At 66.1% G+C, this 18,577-nt stretch carries 4 protein-coding genes and 1 pseudogene; all 5 read right to left on the bottom strand.

All coding sequences use genetic code 11. The features are described from left to right. Positions 1–44 precede the first annotated feature (44 nt). On the bottom strand, positions 45–413 hold the full coding sequence (locus K1X41_RS15840) for a hypothetical protein (RefSeq protein WP_258566753.1): 369 nt from the start codon (positions 411–413) through the stop codon (positions 45–47). 111 nt (positions 414–524) lie between these two features. Then, positions 525–806: a hypothetical protein gene (locus K1X41_RS15835; protein ID WP_258566752.1), complete on the bottom strand. Its 282-nt coding sequence runs from the start codon at positions 804–806 to the stop codon at positions 525–527. Positions 807–1,204: 398 nt separating this feature from the next. Next, a pseudogene (locus tag K1X41_RS15830) lies at positions 1,205–1,354 on the bottom strand (MerR family DNA-binding transcriptional regulator); the annotation flags it as partial. 90 nt (positions 1,355–1,444) lie between these two features. After that, complete coding sequence (locus K1X41_RS13245) at positions 1,445–1,954, bottom strand: hypothetical protein (RefSeq protein WP_220174806.1); 510 nt, start codon at positions 1,952–1,954, stop codon at positions 1,445–1,447. Between the two features lie 22 nt (positions 1,955–1,976). Then, entirely contained in the window at positions 1,977–18,437 is a 16,461-nt protein-coding gene (locus tag K1X41_RS13240; protein ID WP_258566555.1) for an SdrD B-like domain-containing protein, read from the bottom strand. Positions 18,438–18,577: the final 140 nt, after the last annotated feature.

Here is an 18,577-nt window from a genome sequence, read left to right as displayed (position 1 = left end):
GCTCAGTCATTGCCCCCCGGCTCTGCGCTGCGCGCACGTCCCGCTCACTGCCCCTCCGCTGCCTCAGGCATACCATCCTCGCCGAATTTCACGCCCTCTCGTTCGAGTCGCTCGCGTGCCGCATGGTGCACCACCCCGCGACGGGCCGGCGACTCCTCGAGCAGTCCGAGCACGGTTTCCCGGCTCGTGCTCGGATGCTCGGCGACGGCCACGCGCACACTCCAGAAGCGATCCTGCGCGAAGCGCGCAAGCACGGCCGGGCTCGCGTCCGGATTCATCGCGGCGGTATTGCGGATCGCCTGGTGTGAGTCCGTGAAGAATGGTTCGAACTCATCATCTGTGCAGGCGCCCTGCGCGAGGATGTAGCGTGCTTCCTCAGCGGCACGCTCCTCCGGGGTCTTCCGTTTTCCCATGGCGCTCCTCCGTGTGCGTCGTCGGTCGGGGACGCACCGCGGCGTCCCTCCGTTGATGGTATGCCCGACACCGCCGATATCGGCCTCCGCCGTGGTCGTCGCCCACCGGCACTAGCCTGCCGTGCGCTCGTGGATGCGAACCGAGACCTCCACCGTACAATCGTCGGGATCCTGTCCAAGCACGGTCTGCCGCACCTCCATGCGGTTGAGACGCAGCTCGATGCCGCGCTCGTCGAGCGCGTCGAAGAGTGCGATGATCGCGGGATGCGTCGCCCCATCAGGCAGTTCCTCACCGTGCTCCGGCCGCCACTGGGCGACGAGTTCGGTGCGCGCTGGGAGGATGCCAACGTGGTCGCCGGGGTGCGCCCACTCCGAGTCGAGCGGGCCGGGCACCGCCCAGCACCCCACGAGCTCGAGGTCCCCGCGCTCCCCGAGCGCAGCGCAGTCCAGAATTCACCGCTCAGCGGGATCCCCGCGCCCACGAGCTGCCCGTATAGCTCGGCGAATGTGGCGTTCGCGTCGTCATCGGTGAGTGCATCAGGATCCTCGCTGGGCGCGTGCAGCGGGCGGCCAACGAAGTGCTGCTCGGGCGCATGCCGCAGCTCGATACTCACGGGAACACGGAGCGCACGCAGCTCCTGTTCGGCGGCAGCGAAGGCGCGATCCTCGCGCTCGCGCTCCACGAGCACCCGATCCCGGTGGGCTCGCACGGCCGACACCGCCGAGTCCTGTGCCGCCGCCTCTGCGATCTCCGGCAGGGACAACCCCGCGGCCCGGAGCGCCCGCACTGTGGCGCCAGCGCGCACTTGCCCCTCGCCGTAGCGCCGGTATCCCGAGCGCTCATCGACCGAGTCTGGGACGAGCAGCCCTTTTTCGTCGTAGTGGCGGAGCGCCTTCACGCTCAGCCCGGTGATTCCGGCAAAGTCTCCGATGTTCAGCATGATGCAAGCATGGGGTCTCCTCCTACGGGAGGGTCAAGCCGGGCGGCTGGGGAGCGGGTTGGGAGCAAGGTGGCAGCCAACGCACCTGCGCTACTCCACCATGCCGTCGACAATGATGTGCAGATTTGCCGTACGCAGGGTGAGCACGTGCTCGCCTGGCACGAGCGTGTCGAGGCCGGCGAGGAACTCGCGTATCGTGCGGGTATCGTCGGCGTCGGTCACCTCGAGCACAGTCGATCCGGCTTCCGTGTTCACGGGCACGGTGACGTAGGCGTAGCCGTCGTGCTCCTCGATCTGCAGGTTCGTGGAGTACTCCACTCCGAGCACGGTGACGGAGTGCACATCGGATGCGGGCCACAGCGACCAGGCTGCCACGCCGATCGCGAGGGCGGCGACAGCGCCGGCACCCAGCCAGAGCGCCCGACGCCGTGGCTTGCCCCGGCGTGCAGGCTCGGCAGCAGGATCCGCCACCGACCTGGAAACCGGCTCGGCAGCAAGCGGGACAGCTGGGTTGGGCGTAGGCGCCGCCTCAGCCTCAACGGCCAGAGCCTCGGCCGACTCCGCCATTTCTTCCGGCTTGGGTACGCCGTGCTTCGCCACTCGGGCCTCCCCATCGCCATTCCTATCGCTCCTGCTTCGCACGCTGCCGGCGCACGCCGATCAGCACCGCGCCAGCCCCGAGCAACAGCACCGCGACTCCCGCCATGCCGAGGCCAAGGCCGGTGCCGGTGATCGCGAGATCGCCGATCACGGGAAGGCCGGGGATCGGAGTGGCCGGGACAGGCACCCGCGCAAACGGGAAGCCGAGTGAGTGGTCTTCGCGCACACTCGCCAGATCGATCCGGCCGCCTGCGTCGGATGATCCACCCGCGCCAGCCACAGCAACGCCCTCGCCCGCTTCAGAGTCCACGGGCACCTCAGGATCCACAGGAGCTTCAGGCTCCACTGGCGGCTCGGGCGTCACAGGCGTCTCGGGTGCCAGATCCACGATGCGCGCTTGGATCGAGGCAGCCCGCTCCCCCTCGATCGCAGCGGTCAGGCTGCCGGCACTCAGGGCGAAGTCGCGCGGCACCTCAACGGTGGTGCGGTACGCGCGTGGCAAAAGGTAGCCGGTGGCCGCGGCGTCGTACTCCGTGGGGAACACTGCGAAGCCGTAGCGGCCCTCCGCGTCGGTGCGCTGCGTCGAATCACCGTTCGCGTCAGTCGCGATCCGCCACTCGCCGTCAATGCGCTCCCACAGGGTTACTTCGCGATCGGCAAACGGCGCTTCGCCAGGCTGCTGCGTGCCGTCCTCATTGGCGTCGTCCCACACCGTGCCCCCGATCGTGGTGAGGTGCGGGTGTGTCTTCACGCCGATGTCCATCTGTACGTCATCGCGGGCAGAGGCGAGGTCGACCACTCCGTCCGAGTGATCAGCAATGGAGAAGACCGCTGTCGCCCCCGTGTGCGAGACGGGCTGAGGCAACTCCGGGGCCTGAGTCACTTCGTTCAGCGTGCTGATATCGCTGTCGAGCGCGCGGTCGTCACCCACATTGAGCGGCGACCAGAGCTGGTAGCCCGCGCGCTCTGCGGTGACGCGGTATTCCCGCGGCGCGAGGAAGCCGTCCGCTCCCTCCTCGTAGTGCGTGGGCGCGACCTCGAAGCGGTAGCTGCCCAGTGCATCGGTCATCGTCTCGCCCACACCGTCGAGCCCGTCGACGCGTGTCCAGGTGCCGTCGATGCGCTCCCACAGGGCGACCATGCGGCCGGCAATCCCCGCCTCATCGGCGTCCTGGATTCCGTCGTGGTTGGCGTCCTCCCACATCCGCCCGCCGATCGTCACGGCGGTGTCGAACACGGCAAAGCCAGCGTCGGCGGTGAGGACGTCATGGGCAGTTTCGAGATCGAGCACGGGCGCCGCGGAATTCGCAGAGCCTGCGTCCCCCGCCTCGATGAGCGCGATCGGCTCGGTCAGCACGAAGCTATAGGGCTTCGCGATCGGAATCCCGGCAACGTCACCTCCCTGCTGCGGGAAGAACACGTTGTTCTGCTCGACCAGCTTGAGGTTTGCCGGCGCCTTGATGAGCACGCGATACTCCGCAGGGGTGCGGTAGTGCGGCGAGCCCTTGTCGAGATCGGCGACCTCGACCGCGAACGAGTAGTGACCGTCAGCATCGGTCACGGCTGTGCTCTTGCCGTCTCCGTCCGTGTACGGTTCCCAGAGTCCGGTGTCTCGGTTCAGAGCGTAGACGGCCGCCTCAATCCCGGGGATACCCGGCTCCTCGGGATCCTGCACGCCGTCGGCGTTGCGGTCGTGGTAGACCGTGTCGCCGAGGATGCGGATCGAGTCGTGCGTGATCACGCCGCCGTCGATGCGCTCGGTGCCGGTCACCGTCGTGTACTCGGCGAGGCCGTTCCCATCGGCCGAGACGAGCGAAAACTCCTCGGAGATCACCGTGTGCGCAGGATCGGCGATCGCGTGGCCGTAGCGCGCGGCGCCCCCGGCAATCAGCTCAGCGAACTTGGAGTTCTTCGCGTCGTCACTGCCAGTCTTGAACGGGGAGACCGTCTGGCGCGAACTGAGGGCGAATTCCACGACGTAGCGGTGCGGCTGGTCAACGCGCGCGCTCGCGGGATCCTCCTCGGCCACCGCGGCGGTGAACGCGTATGCTCCGTCGCCGTCCGTCTCCGTCTCAGCGACGGGCACGAGTTCGCCGTCGATCACTCGGTTGAGCACCACGCGGATCCCTCCCAGGCCGGGCTCGGCGGCGCCCTGGAGCCCGTCGCGGTCGCGATCGTCCCAAATGAAGTCGCCGATCAGCGCCTCACGCTTGAGCGGCACGAGCCCCAGATCGACGTCCTCCGCAGGGGTCCCCACGCGGGTCTCGATGGGCAGCAGTTCGTTCTGGAGCGCGCCGAGCACTCGGGTCTCAGAGACCGCTGTGAGCGTCGCGCCTCGATCCGCCTGGGTGAAGTCACTGTCAATCGCCGGATCGTCTCCCGCGCCGAGCACCGTGAGGCCCTGCCAGAGTGGCACCTCGGTGATCCGCACGCGGTACTCGTAGGGCACGAGCCGCACGCTGTCGATAATGTGCAGCTCCTCGAAGCGATACGCCGAAACGCCCGCCTGCTGGATCGGCGCGTCACTCTCGCGCGCCGATGCTGGTTCGATCATGCGCCCCGCGCCGTCCTGCCGCGCGGTGATCCACCCGGCGGCCGTGCGCACTTCGAGGGTTGCTGTGTAGCGGTCCTCTGCCGCGGCGACTTCGGCCGCGGTCTTCGTTCCGCTCGCATCGGCGTCGAGGAACACCTCACCCGACAGCACCGAGCGCGCGTGCTCCACGAGCCCGAGGTCGATCGTGTTGTCGGTGATGCCGAACACGACGCCCGTCGCGTCGTCGATCTCCACGACGCTGATCAGGTGCTCGCTGAGGGGAGCGCCCGACTCGTGCATCGTCCCGTTCGGGAAGAAGTCGGAATCCAGCTCTGTCGAGCCTGTCGGCGAGGGGCCACGGGCGTGTGTCGGTGCAAAGGTGTACCCGGTGACGAGGTCATTGACGACGACCTGGTACTTCGTCGGCAGTGCCTCCGCGCCGTCGTAGCGGACGCTCGGCACCTTTGTGAAGTAGTAGAAGCCGTCGTCGTTCGACACTGTGCTTTGGGTGTACTCGGTGCGCGTCCAGGCGCCGTCGATCTCGACGTACTGCTCGAGCTCGAGCTGCTGCCCGGCGATTCCCGGCTCCCCCGCGTCCTGGAGGCCGTTCCGGTTGCGGTCGTCCCACACTCGGTTGCCGATCACGCCGTACGTCGTCTTGTCGTAGAAGCCGATACTCACGCTCTCACGCGGGGCGAAGCCGGAAGTGAAGAGGCCCTCCAGGTCGAAGTTCAGCGGGTTCGTCTTCACGATCCGCGTGCCCTTCTCGTTGAGCCCGTCGTTATCGTTCGCCTCGGCAAACGGGTCGCTGTGGTGCAGGAACGGGGAGACAAGCCGCTCCGAGTTGAACTCGCCGTTCTCGTCGGTAATCTCCAGGTAGTACTGGCGGTCAACTGGGAGCAGGGTGAAGCGGTATGCGCCCTGCGCGTCGGTCACGGCAACCATCGGCTTGCCGTGGGCGTCACGCACGGTCTCGCCACTCATGCGTTTCAGCGTGACATGGTAGCCCGGGATACCCGGCTCGTTCGGTCCCGACTGGTAGCCGTCGAGCGTGTCAATGTCCTCGGCGAACACCGTGCCGCCGAACTCGATCATCTGCGCGACGCCGAGGTCGAAGCTCATGCGCTGCGCGTCGTTCGTGGCTGAGTCGACGGTGGCCGCCTCGGTGATGGCCACGAGCGCGGCGTCGTCCACCTGCGCGGGGATGTCGAGCGCCTCACCCGGCGCGAAGCTCTCGACGCCGGCCCGCTCGAACACGGTGCGTGTGGTGGCCGAGAACGCGTCGTACTCGCGCGGGAACTCGAACAGGACTCGGTAGTCGCCCGGACGGATATTCGAAAAGGTGTAGTACCCCGCGTTGCCCGCGATGTCCGATTCTGTGACGGTCACGAGCGGACCCTCGGAGGGGATGGGGCGCTGGAACACCTCATCGAGCACCGACATTCCGGTGGCTTCGTCGACGACCTCCCACGCACCCGAAACCTCGTGGATCGGGTTGCCGAGCGCGTCAATGTTGTATCCCGCGGGCGTCAGCAGGGTCACGCGCACACCGTTGATGCCGGGGTCGTCGATCTCGCCATCGAAGTCGAGATCGCGCGTCGGCTGCAGATGCGTGCGGCCGTTGCCGTCGCGCACCGCGTCGCCCTCGTCCTGCTCGCCGTTGTAGTTCACGTCGTTCCAGACGTAGTTCCCGAGGTAGACGCCGTCTCGCTTCTCCGTCGCGTAGACGCCGGCGTTGTTTGACTCTTGCGGGATGAAGCGGCTGACCCGCTGCGTCGCCATGAACGAGTTCCACAGTGACGCTTCGGCCTTGCGTTCGGCACCGTCGAATTGCTCCAGATAGACCGGCGCGTTGAGCGGCGACTGCATCGTGTAGCTGAGCTTCAGCTTGTTCTGCCCAGGCAGCTGCTCCGCGGCGTTGTTGAAGAGCACGAGAATCGACTGCGCACGGTGCAGCAGCTCTGGGCGGTCCGCGAGCTCAGCGAGCGGCACGAAGTGCTGGTCGCGCACCGCGGAGGGAGCCCCTGGCAGCCCAAGCGCGTCGTAGAACGACTCGCTCGCCGCCTCGGCGTGGGGCACCATGGTGGTCTCCACGATCTCGCCGGCCTGCTTCGTGAACGGTCCGACGAATACGGTGTATTCGTTCGCCCGGTACGTCTTCTTATCGGCGCCCTCACGCTCCAGCTTCACGCTCTCCGGTCGGAGCCATGCCGAGTATTGCGATCCGCGCGAGATGGTCGGGTTGGTGATCGAGGTGTCGCCCGCCGCGGGCAGCACGTCATACATGATCGGGTACGGGTAGGGCCGGTCTCCAGCTTCCTTCGAGTTGTCAACGGACACCTCAAAGGTGAAGTCGCCGCCCTGACGCACAGGCGTCTGCTCGGGCGCAACGCTGCCCGCCCGGTTGAGATCGGAATACGCGACCTTTCGCTTCCCGAAGTTATCGTAGGTCTCGTACTGGAACAGCGACTTCTCCGAGAAGACCAGGCGGTCGTTCATCAGTTTGTTGTCGTTGAAGTCGTTGCCGTCGGTCGAGTAGCCGAGGCGGTTCGCGGCGTTCTGCTGCGAGTTCAGCGGGTGAAGCAGGCCGGTGTTGTTCGTCACCATGGCACGGGATTTCAGATCCTCCGCGTCGGCACCGGGCGAGTAGGCGTCGACCGCGCCGATGAACTCGACGACGATCTTGTCTCCGGGCATGACGCTGCCCTCGAACCACACCGACACCACGTTCCGGTCGAAGCCGGGCCAGGGGCCAGTCGCGATCCGCGTGTGCTTCAGGTGCGATTCAGGGTCCGCCACAGTGCCGTCGGCGCGGACGAGCTTCCACGTCCACAGGTTCGTATCGTCCGCGGTGAGCGAGTAGCGCGAGCGGTGCGCACTGTCGAGCGGGTGATCAGCGATGATGTCTGCCTGTGGTACGTAGGTGAACGCCCCGCCGGACTCCATCACCGTGGGGAGCTGGAACGTGACGAAGGGGTTCACCAGGGTGTCCTCGGCGTACGTGTTGTCCTCCTCGCGCGACCACATCGAGCGGTCGGCGTTGATGAACTCGCCGCTGAATTTCAGGTGCGGGGACGACTTCGGAGCGATCGCCGTAATGTCGGACCAGCCGAAGCGCTGATCGGCGGGCTTCGTGGAGTCGCTGCGGTAGTAGAGCGAGTCGTACTTCACGTTGACCACGGGGCGCGACGGGGTGAGATAGGAGCGGGTCTCGCTCTGCGCAAGCTTCGACACCCGCGTGGACACGTAATTGCCCCAGAATTGTGCGGTGTCATAAACGAAGAGCGTCGACTTCGCGTTGGACCCAATCCGCACGCCCAGTGAGATCGCGTGGTCTGTGACCGAGGCCGGGTAGGGCTTCGTGCTCTGGTTCGTTGGATCAGTGTCGAGCACCGACTGCGTTCCGGGCGTCTCAGGGTCCGCGTCGATCGCGAGGCGGGTGCCTTGCGGCACCAGGTTCGTCTCGGGGTCAAGAGCGCGCACCACGATCCGGATCTTCTGCAGGCCTGCCTGTGTCGCCGCCGGGATCTCGAACCGCTCGTTGCGCAGGATCGAGGTACCGCCAGGATTCAGCAGCGACCATGTCCCGGCCTCGTAGCCGTCCTCGGCGAGCTCGTCGGAGACGTAGACGAAGGTCTTGAAGGCGTCATCGATCCCGGTGCCCGCGTCGGCGAGCCGGTCCACCGTGCGCTGCGGCAGCTCCCACGTGCCGGAAGTGACGTACCGCGTGTTCGTCGTGATCGGCTGGTTGCTGACCGAGACGGTGCTCTCGTTCGTCGTGTCCGTGGGCAGGATGTTCTCGATCACGAGCTCGGTCAGCCCGGAGCCAGTGTTCTCGGCGTGGGTGATGAGGTACTCGATCGTGTCCGAGGAGTTGAAGTACGTGTCGCCCGAGAGCCCATTCGAGTAGGCGATGCGAGGCCGGGTCGTGTTGACGCGTACCTCGGCGCGCGGCTTCAGGATCTCGATCTCGGCAGCGTCGGCGGCGTAGCGGCCCGCCAAATCTCCATTGCTGTCGATGTCGATCCCGACGCCCCGATCGCTCACGTGCGTGTGATACTTCATCGACGCGAGCGACTGCACGATGAAGTCAGCCGGTCGTTGTGCCCCGGCGACCTCTCGAGGGATCAGCGTTGTGTCATCCGTGATCAGTGAGACGTAGGTATCCATGACGAGCTCGTCGGCCGTCCAGACGATGTCGTCGGAGACGACGTTGTCCTCGTAGCCATCGATGAGCTGCAGTTCGGTGAGCAGTGTGAATCGCTCGCCCGATTTCAGCTCGCCACGCGTGCCGCGCTCCCCCGCGGGCGGCGTGACGACCCACTGGATCCGATTGCGCGTCGCATCAACTGTGGGCTCGGCGGGCGTCATCCGCTCGACCGTGTAGCCGAGCGCCTCGAACGCGGCGCGATCGAGCACCTCGTCGCCAACTGCGATGCGTACCTCGTCCGTCGCCGCGGCGAAGTTGGTGACGAACTGGGTGACGACGAAGCGGGAATTGTGGACGTCGCCCGCGGTCTTCACACGCTCATAGGGATTCGTTTCATCCTCCGGCGCGTTCGACACCTCGGTCGCGAGCCAGTACTTCCCCGCCGCGTCGACCTGGATCAGCTCGGCGAGCGCGCCGTCTGCGAAGGTGGCCGCCTTCGTCGTGTTCGTGATCGACGGCTTCTTCAGGTTCAGATCGCTGCTGCCATATGCGCCAGTCGTGGCGTACGCGGTGGCTCCGCCCGTGGCGCCTGCGCCGCCGGTCGGTCCGGCCTGCGTCAGAGCGCGAGCGCGCTCGATCCAGCCCGTACCCGTGTTGAGGGTGAGCTCGGTGTCTGCACCATAGGGCTCCGTGGCAGCGATGAGGCGTTCGGTGATCTTCAGCGCACCCATGTTGCTGCTCCACGTGCTCGTCGCGTCGCGGCGGATCCGGTCGTTCGCCGTGATGGCGAGGCCGTTCGAGGACTTCACGTTATTGGGAGCGGCCGAGACGCCCTGGTCGCGCGCGGTGAGCGACGGGGGTGCCCCGGTCGTGTAGCGCTCCGAGACGACAGGGGCGAAGACCGGCCGCTGCGTGCCCGCGAGCGCGAGCAGGTGCTGGTAGCGGCTGTCATCGGTATCGGCCCCGTAGAGCGGCGTATCGATCGTGGCCACACGGGGTGTGATCTCGAGCGACTCGCCGGCCGCGATCTCGGTAGATCGGTCGGCGCGGGCCGTGAAGTGCAGCAGGAAGCGTTCGCCGAGCTTGTCTTCGAGCAGCTCAACACTCACGTCGAAGAGCTCGCTCAGATCTCGCGCGGGCACCGAGGTGCCGAGCCCAAGTGTCTGCGCGGAGGCCGAGAACTCGACGCCCTGCTGCTGCGCGATCTCACCGTCGTACCGGGCGAGCGAGCCGTCCTCAAGGACGGGCGCGATGCCGTAGGGCAGCGCGATCGTCACAGTGGGCTCGAACCAGGTGCCGCGTGCGCCGCCGATGGTCTGGGGGGCGTTCTTCCAGATATCGTCGTTGAAGTTCTCCCCCGAGTAGCGGTTGTAGCCGCTGTTCACCCGGTTGTACTCGCCGAGCACCTCGAGCTGCTGGTTCTCGACGGTCGAACGGATCGAGAACTCCTCGTACAGGTCGACGCTGAAGTCCTCGATCGTCGAATCGATCCCGGCGGGATACGTATCCTTGCTCGCGCTGCTCCATACGCGGAGCGTGGGGCGGCGCATGGCGAGCTCGTCCCCCGTGACGATGGCGGGGCGGCCGCTGTCAACGGAGGTCGCGGTGCCCTGCGCGTTCAGGCCGCGCACATACCGGCCCCACGGCTCCACCGCGAAGTACGAGGTGTAGGAACCAAAGTCATAGGCGAGATCGTTGACGTTCAGGCCCTGCGCCATGCCGTCGTTCGGGAAGCGGGCCGTGTTGTACACGCTGAGTGGTCGGCTGAAGCCGCCGTACTCGGCGCCATAGATCTCAAGGTACTCCTCTGGCGCGATCGTGCTGAGTGTGAATTGATCGTGCCAGAGCGAAAGGCCGTTCGCGTTCGCCGGCACCTCGCCCGCGACGCGAACCCGGATCTCGACGCGTTGCGACTGCAAACTCTGCTCGGCGGCAGCTGAGCCGAAGAGCCCGGGCACCTCGCCCGCGACCCGCACCCGGAGCACGTAGGGGATCCCGTCGTCGCGGGTCGTCTCAGCGTAGGTGCCGGCTTCCTGGGACTGGGCGGGAGCCCGGTAGCCCTGGTCGTTGTCTGGGCTTTGGAGGATCTCGACCTCGCTCGCCAACTCGGCATTGCCCCCGCTCAGCGCCGTCACGCCGAGGAGCTGGCCCGATTCGTCGTATGGGCTGATCCCGAGCGGGAGGATCTCCGTGTATTCGAGGCCGCTGCCGATCGCGCGGTCGCCGAGGTTCGCAGCGTGGAGGCGCACGGTGAACTCCTCGTGCAGTTGCACGGCGTAGCTGTAGTCGTCCTCGACGTACGGCGTGTAGCCGAGCCGATGCCGCTCGTATGAGTTGAGTGAACCGTCGTGCTCGACAAAGTTCGCCGCATCGGCGCCCCACGCGGCGCGCTCCACATCGGGCACCATCTCGCTCGCGCCCGACAGCCAGGCGCGGTTCAGTTGCATGCCGTCCTGCGCCCAGAGGATCCGCTCGGGGGTGGTCACCGCACCGTCGGCGACGCGGGCCTTCGTCGCGTAGGCAAAGTTCTCGTCGAGCGCGGTCGACGAAAAGCTCGTGTACAGCTCGCTCGCGGCAGTTTCACGGAGGTGCGCAGTGTGCGACTTCTCGACGTTCGCCGAGGCGTCATAGTAGGTCGCTTGGAGGTACGATCCCGGCGAGTTGCTCGCGTCGCGGCGCCGGTCGGTGGAGCCGGGGAGCCAGGAGTATGAGTTCGACAGGAACTCGGAGGCGGTCATCTCGTGGCCCCGGTCGCCCGTAATTCCGGCATCGTGGAGCAGCGCAGCAAGGTCCATCGAGGTCTGCTTTGCAGAGTTCGCGACTGGCACATTGCTGCCATACCAGCCGAAGAGCGGCGCGAACACCGCCGTGCCGTCGGTGTACTCAGCCCGGGGCAGATCGTGCTCCCGCGCGGTGGCCATGTAGACGATCTCGAGCTGCTCGCCGCGGCCGAGATCCTCGTCCCCGAACGCGTAGCTGAACACGTCGAAGTCAATGGTGTCGGCCGGGTTCAGGGTCGTGTTGACGGGCTCGGCGGAAGAAAGCCTGCCCCAGCCGTCGTTGTGCCGGTCGTTCGCGAAGGTCTGGGCGCCCGCGACGTCGAGCCCGGTCACCGAGCGCACGGTGACCTCGGGCAGTGCGAAGTCGCGCGGAGCGCCCGCGGCGTCGAGCATGCGGATCTCGAGCACGCCCGCGGCGATGGCGCCTGCGACGTCGAGCTCTCCGGCGTGCACAAAGCGGCTCAACTCGGTGCTGAGGTACTCGGGGATCTTGTCGACGATCACGGGGTGGCGCAGCGGAGCCTTGCCGTAGGGCGTGTTCGTGCTCGTGCCCTGATCTGTGCTGTGGTTCTTCGCTGTGAGCCGGTAGTGCACGTCGTCGCCAGCCACGTAGCCGGTCTTCCCCGGCTGCGCGCCGTCATAGCGCGCCGTCGCCTCGGCGTGAGTGTCGAAAGACTGGATGTTGAACTCGACCGTCGGGATGGCCTTGTACACGGTCTGCGAGGCCTCGGTACGGTAGCTGTACTCGGCGATGCCCGCGCCAGTCTCATCCTGGTGGGTGAGGCGCGTCTGCGCCTGCGAGGTGAGACGGTACGATTTCGTGCCCTGGGCGCCCGGCGTACGCCAGTGCCCAATCCCCGAAATCTCGAAGCTCGACGGCCCGGCGCCCGCGTGCACGGTGCCGTAGCGGATCCAGAGTTTTCCGATCTCGCGCATCGCGTGCTGCGACGGGTCAAAGTCGGCCGCGTCGACCCACTTCCCGTCCCCGTCCTGGAAGAGGACCGTCGGCTGCGCGGCGGCGGCCGCTCCTTCGGGCACGTTCAGCGCGGGGACGCTCGGGAACTCGGTCAGCTCGAAGCCGAGCAGGCCACCGGTGTCGAGCGTGACGAAGAGGTCGAGGGCAGTGTTGTCGTGCCGGATCTCGTTCCCGATGTTCTTCACGGTGAGTGTCATGTCCTCGCCGGACACGTTCTCCCGGTCGAAGCGGCTCTCGATGACGAGCTGCTTCGGATCGGCGTAGCGATACGCCGTGTTGCTCAGTCTCCCGAGCTGCTCGGCAAACGCATCGCCGTCGAAGTTTACGGCAGCAGTGGATCCGGTGACCCGGTTCCCATTCGCTCCGTCGCTGTTGTAGCTCATGAAGTGGTGCGTGTAGGCGGGGCGCGCATACACGTTCCACTGCAGGGTCTTGCCCTGGGTGACATTCAGGTTCGCGGACTGATCACTTGTCGCCGTGAACTCTACGACGAAGAACACGGACTCGCCGTCGTTGAGCGTCAGGTCGAATGCAACATCGGAGCGCTTGGCATTGAGGCGTGTGATCTGCACACTCTCTTCTGGCACGGTCACCGCTGTGTTGACGCTTTCCGCGATCAGCCCTGCGCGGTTCTCATCGGCAAGCAAATAGGCAGAGGCCGCCTGGACATCCGACACCTCCAAATACGCGGGCGCCTCAATGTGCGCCACCGGATTGAAGATGGGAAGCGAGCCGGGACCGGCGTCGTCGCTCGCCGTCGTGCCGACGTTCCGCAGTTCGTAGAGCACACGGGTCGTGTCGCCCACCGCGATGTTCGTGTAGTCGATCTGAGTGCCCGTGTCCGCGTCGTAAAACAGGCCCGTCGCGTCGGCCCGCGAAAAGTCCTCTTGCAGGTGAATCGCAAGCGACTGCATCCGCGCCACACGGGTGAAGACCCGCGGCGCGGCATCGCTGTTCGCGGTACTCGCAAGCCGCAACGTCGGTTTCTCACCGGTATTGCCACCCCCAGCAGAAACGAAGATCGGATTGTAGGAGGTCACCACCGCGCTCGCGGAGAAGGCGCTGTGCAGCATGATCTGCTCCGTGCTGCCCTTGCTGCGCTCCGTCACGAACGTCGGCTTCGAGCTCCAGCCAGGCCCGTCCGCGGCCTCGTCGACCCAGACACCTGTGACGAACACATCTCCCCCGTCACGCATCCGGGTAGGGAGCGGCTCGCTCGAGTTGGCGCGAGTGATCGAGCCCCACAGGCCGACCGTGCCGTCACGCGGCGCGAACGCCACGGAAATGCTGTCGATGTGTTCTTTGAGCAGGGTCGCGTGACCACCCAGCGTCACGTCAAACGGCTGCGAGCGCAGCGTGCCGTCCGCGAACAGCGTGCGCAGGTCAAACTCGCGCATGCCCGTCTCCGGGTTCGAGGTGAAGCGATCGCGGGCGATCTCGACCGTGGTGCCGCCCTGCGTTACCGTGACCCGGTCTACCGACCAGTCCCCGTCGAAGATGTCCTCCGGGATCGCCACAAGCTGCGAGCGGTACGCGGCGTCGGGCGTGAAGGTCATCACGGCGTCTTTGATGTCCGCCTCGGAGGAGTTCTCGATCCCCACGGCCACCTGCGTCGTACTCGGAGTGATGCCGTCGGCCTGGTAGTCGTATACCTTGACGCTGTCGAAGCTCATGTCGAGCTTCGCGCCGAGCTTCGGCGTGTAGCCGGTCAGCGTGGCGCTCGACGAGTGCATGAGGGCTTTGATCCCGGTGTCGCTCGGTATGCGGTACAGGTTCGTCGTGCCCTGAAGCGCGCGGTTGCCGTTCACCACGCCACCCACGCGCACGTCCACCTCGGCGAGCGAGGTGCCGAGGGTGTCGGGGGCGACGCCGTCGAGCTCTGCGGTGCGCTCGCCGAAGCCGGCGACCTCTTCAAAGATCGCTTCGAAGCGCTTCGGGTAGGAGCCTTCCTGACCGAACGAGACGGTAAACGTCCCGTCGCCGTCGTCATGGATCCCGCGCTCGCGAGAATTGTCGTAGTCAAAGCGGGGGGCCTGCGTGAGGGGGGCTGCGAAGTCTGCGGAGAGGATGTCGCCGCGCGCACCGGTCACCCGCACCCCGGTGAGGTATGTGAGTGTGCTCGTGTCGGCGATCGTGACATGACTTGCGTCAAGGTTGTAGACGGCATCATCGTGCGGGCTCGCAGGGTACACGAACTCGTACACAAGCTCGTCGTGGAACGACGCCGGATCGTACATTCCGAGCCACTCGTCGTACTCGGTCGCGGCGGGTGAGTACACGTCTGGCCCGTGTCCGGAGTAGTACGACCAGCTCGCGGTGTTCACATTCCAGATGCTCGCGAGGTACTCCCCCGTGCTGCCCATCGGAATCACCTTGTTGGCGAGCGCGGTGCTGTCGTTCGCGCCAGTCTTTGACTGCGCGAACGGGTACGCGACGAGCGAATTGATCGAGGTGCTCGCCGTGCGCGTGAGCTCACGGCCGTGCCCGAACGTGTCGGTCGCGGTCAGCTTCGTCGCCTGCTTGCCCTTCACGGACGACGAGTGGAAGCGGCCCATGTACTCGATCACGTCGTTCTGCGTGCCAGCCATCTGCGGAACAGCGTCGTTGCTCTCGCGCGAGAACTCGAGGTGCACCGAGACACGCGAGATCGGCGACTCGGGCTGCACATCTGCGTCCCAGGCCTCCTTGTAGTACGGGTGCTCACTGACTCCCGCAACAGAGTCGTACGTGGTGAACAGCTCGCTGTCGGGGCTGCCCGGCCGCGCGGTCGCAATGCGCCAGAAACCGGCACCCTCTTGGGAGTTCTCCACCCAGGCGTCGCCGGGTACGGTCTTCCAGAGCACCTCTGTGCCATCGACCATACGGAACAGGTCGACCGACTCGAGGTACGGTCGCATGTCCTCGCGGATTTTCAGGTAGTAGAGGTCGAACTGGGTGTGCGGCAACGCGACATCGACGCTGACGCGCTGGTCGTTGTTCTCGGACGCCGCGGTCGGACGGGTGAGTGTGGTCGTAAACCCGCCGAGCGACTTGTAGCCCTGATCGAGGGTGTAATCCTGCGTGTTGTAGGTGGAGCCCCGGTTCCACCAGCGATAGATATCGACCGAGTATGCGTTCCCTGCGCCGAGTGGCTGCGTCACCTGGTTGACGCCCTCGACTTTCACGTCTGTCTGGGTCTCGCGCACGTCCACCTGGTTCTGCTGGCGCGCGGTCTTCGATTCCTCGTACGGGGCTTCCTGCGTCCCGGTGAAGGTGGCGCGCAGCGTCTGCGATGAGCCGATCTCAATGTTCGCCCGGTACTCAACGAGCGCCACCGCACTGAGCCCCTGGATGCGCAGGTCTTTCCCCGAGATGACAATCTTCGCGATGTCACTGAGTGTCACGTCGGCGGCGGATACTTCCGCGGCAGCACGCTCGGAGACCGTGAACTTCTGTTCTTTTCCTGCGGCGTTCACAAAGGTGATCACGGGATCTGTGATGCCGTCAAGGAACGGTTGCTGCAGTGCGATCTTCGAGAACTCGAGCGCTCCTGACTTCGTAGGCGCCAGCATGTCAATGGTGTAGCTTGACGCGGGCGAGTTCACGCCCTTCGTATCCACCTGGTATTCGGCGGCGAAGGTCGACTCGTAGCCGACGTTCGTGGTCTTCTGCGTGCGCTGCGAGCCGTAAATGCCGACGACGTCAACGGCGGGCGCGAGCTCATTGGGGAGCCGAATGTCAATCGTGCCCATGGCCTCGCGGGTAGCATCCCGGTCATAGGGCTTCGGCTGGTAGGTGCGAATCTTCGCATTGATCACGTGCTGTGTGTCGAGCTTCGCGCCGACCTTCGCCGTGATCGTGGCGAAGTGCACGGCACCATCGGTCGTGAGCGCATCGGTATCGATCACGACCTTCGCCACGTGTTCGGGCAGGGCGAGGACCACGTCGCCGTTCGCCTCGGGGCTCCCGAGATCCAGCTCAGTGACGGTGCCGTCGAGCGTCTCGACGCTCACCCGCACGTGATCCGCCTGTTCGAACAGCGCGGCCCGGAGGGTAAGCTCCGCATCGCGGAGCCGCTCGACTTTCGGATTCACCGCGAGCGTCGTCGTCGAGTTTGCGGCCGCGGTGCCGTTCACGCCGAAGAGGAAGTCGATCGCGGTCCTCGCGCCGTAGTCCACTGTGGCCCGGTCCGCCGTGCCGTCGATGCGCACCGCGATGTTCGGCACGACCTCCTTCGGGTAGATCACGGTGTAGCCCGCGTCAATCGGCGTCTCGTGCGGCACCTCGGTGTAGGTGGTGTTGCCCCCGAAGTCGTCGTTGCTCGCGATTTTCTCGATGAAGACGGCCGTCGCGGTCGCCGTCACGTCGCCGACGCGGAAGGGCGCGCCGAACACCTTGATAGTGACGGGGAGCAATTCGCCGGCCTCCACCCGGTCGACGAGCCCGAAGACGAGCGTCCGGTCCCACGCGAGGTCTTGCAGCTCCGCGAGATCGAAGGTGAGGGTGACGAGTCCCGTCGCGGGATCCGGATCCGAGGCCGTCGGCGTGAGCGACTCGGTGACCGTCTCCCCCGTCTGTTCGTCCTCGAAGCGATAGTTCACCCGCGCGTCCGCAAAGCGCTCGAGCTCGGCCTCGGGGATCTCGTAGCTCACGCGATCGGGCACGACGTCTGGATCGAGCTCGTAGCGGACGGTGGGGTCAAAGGTGGGCGCGTTCGACGCGCTGCGCAGCTCCGCGATCTCCGTGAAGGTCTCGTAACCGTAGACCACCTCGCGCTGCTGAGCGGTGTGCGAGAAGGTGAAGGCGTACTCGGGCACGACGATCTCGCGCTCGGCGATGCGGGTCTTCGACCAGTTCGCCGTCTTTGCGAAGAGGATGTTCGTGATGGCCGTCACCCGGAACGTGGTGGGCGGGTTCGGGAACCCCTGCCGGCTGAGCGGCAGGGAGATGAGGAACTTGCGCTCGGACGCGCCCGCCGCCCCCTCGGGGGTGAGAGCCTGCTTGTTCGCGCCGTGCTCGCGATCAATCGTGAGCATACCCGTTCCGGAATACGTGTACGGGATCTCGTCGGTGAGCTCGCTCGTGCCGTCCCAGTCGGTGACGTCGTAGATGAGCACGCCGCCCTCGCCCGGCACGCCGACGAACTGCCCCGAGGTGTCGTTGCGGTCCTCGTTCGGGGTCGCCGGACCGCCCTCCTCGTACCGCCAGCGGTTGATGTCGAACGGGATGATGCCGTTCACATCGCTGTCGGTCGAATCGATGTCGAAGGTGACCGAGTAACCGTCGATGTTGGCGGCGACGTTGTCCGAGGTGTTCGAGAGGGAGTAGAGGTAGTCGACGTACTGGTAGCGATCCCAGATGGGAACGAGGTCCGGGCCGCCGCCCGGCACATACGACTCGATCTGCGTCTCCCAGCGCAGGTCCGAGGAGATCACAGAAACACGGGACTCGTCGTCCAGCTCGTTCGGGGTGGTCCAGGAGGAGCCCTCGACGCGGTTGAACATCTCATACGAGACGGAGCCGTTGATCTCGAAGCGCGTCCCCTCGGGCACACCGCCGTAGGGACCATCTGTGCCGTCGTTGTACGTCGTGAGGAAGATGTCGAACGCGGGGTTCACGCCCGCCCGCAGGTCGCCGTCGTACTCCATCACGATCGGGCCGCCCTGCACGGTCGTGTCAGAGAGCACGTTCCAGCCGCCGCCCGCGCTCACGCGGCCTTGGACGCCGAGCGGGCTCGGGGCGCGATCCCGCCCAACGACTCGATACCCATCACCCACGTACTCGAGCGAGGGGAGGTACACCGCAACTGTGACCCCGGTCGCGGCGCCCGAAGCGTAGCCGGGGACGAGGCGGTAGTTGATCTTTGTCTCGGAACCCGTCGAGAGCACAATCGACTTCGAGTTGAGGTACCCGGGGTCACCCTCCGTGACGGTGCCGTTCAGCGTGATACTCGGCGTCTCAGCAGCGAGCGCCGCCGGGACCGCACTCATTCCTCCCGCGACATCTGCGAGTGCGAGCATGAGAATGAGGGTCGCCGATGCTACCCCTGAGAAGATCTTCTTCAACGCATAACTCCCGAAGCCACGAAGGCCCCTGTCCCCTTGTGACCTGTGCAGGTCGATGAACGCGCAGCGGAACCAACTGCTGGGGTGCGCGTGCACGCGCCCCGCGACTCCATGCGCACTGATCCTCTCCCCCGAGGACC

Source organism: Leucobacter luti (genome assembly GCF_019464495.1).
Classification (GTDB): Bacteria; Actinomycetota; Actinomycetes; order Actinomycetales; family Microbacteriaceae; genus Leucobacter; species Leucobacter luti_A.
Note: the sequence above shows the minus strand (reverse complement) of the source record. Positions and strands in the feature narration are given on the sequence as shown.

What these genes read in the sequence shown, in the direction of transcription:
- K1X41_RS15840 (WP_258566753.1), bottom strand. Translation starts at nt 413, where the DNA reads ATGGGAAAACGGAAGACCCCGGAGGAGCGTGCCGCTGAGGAAGCACGC.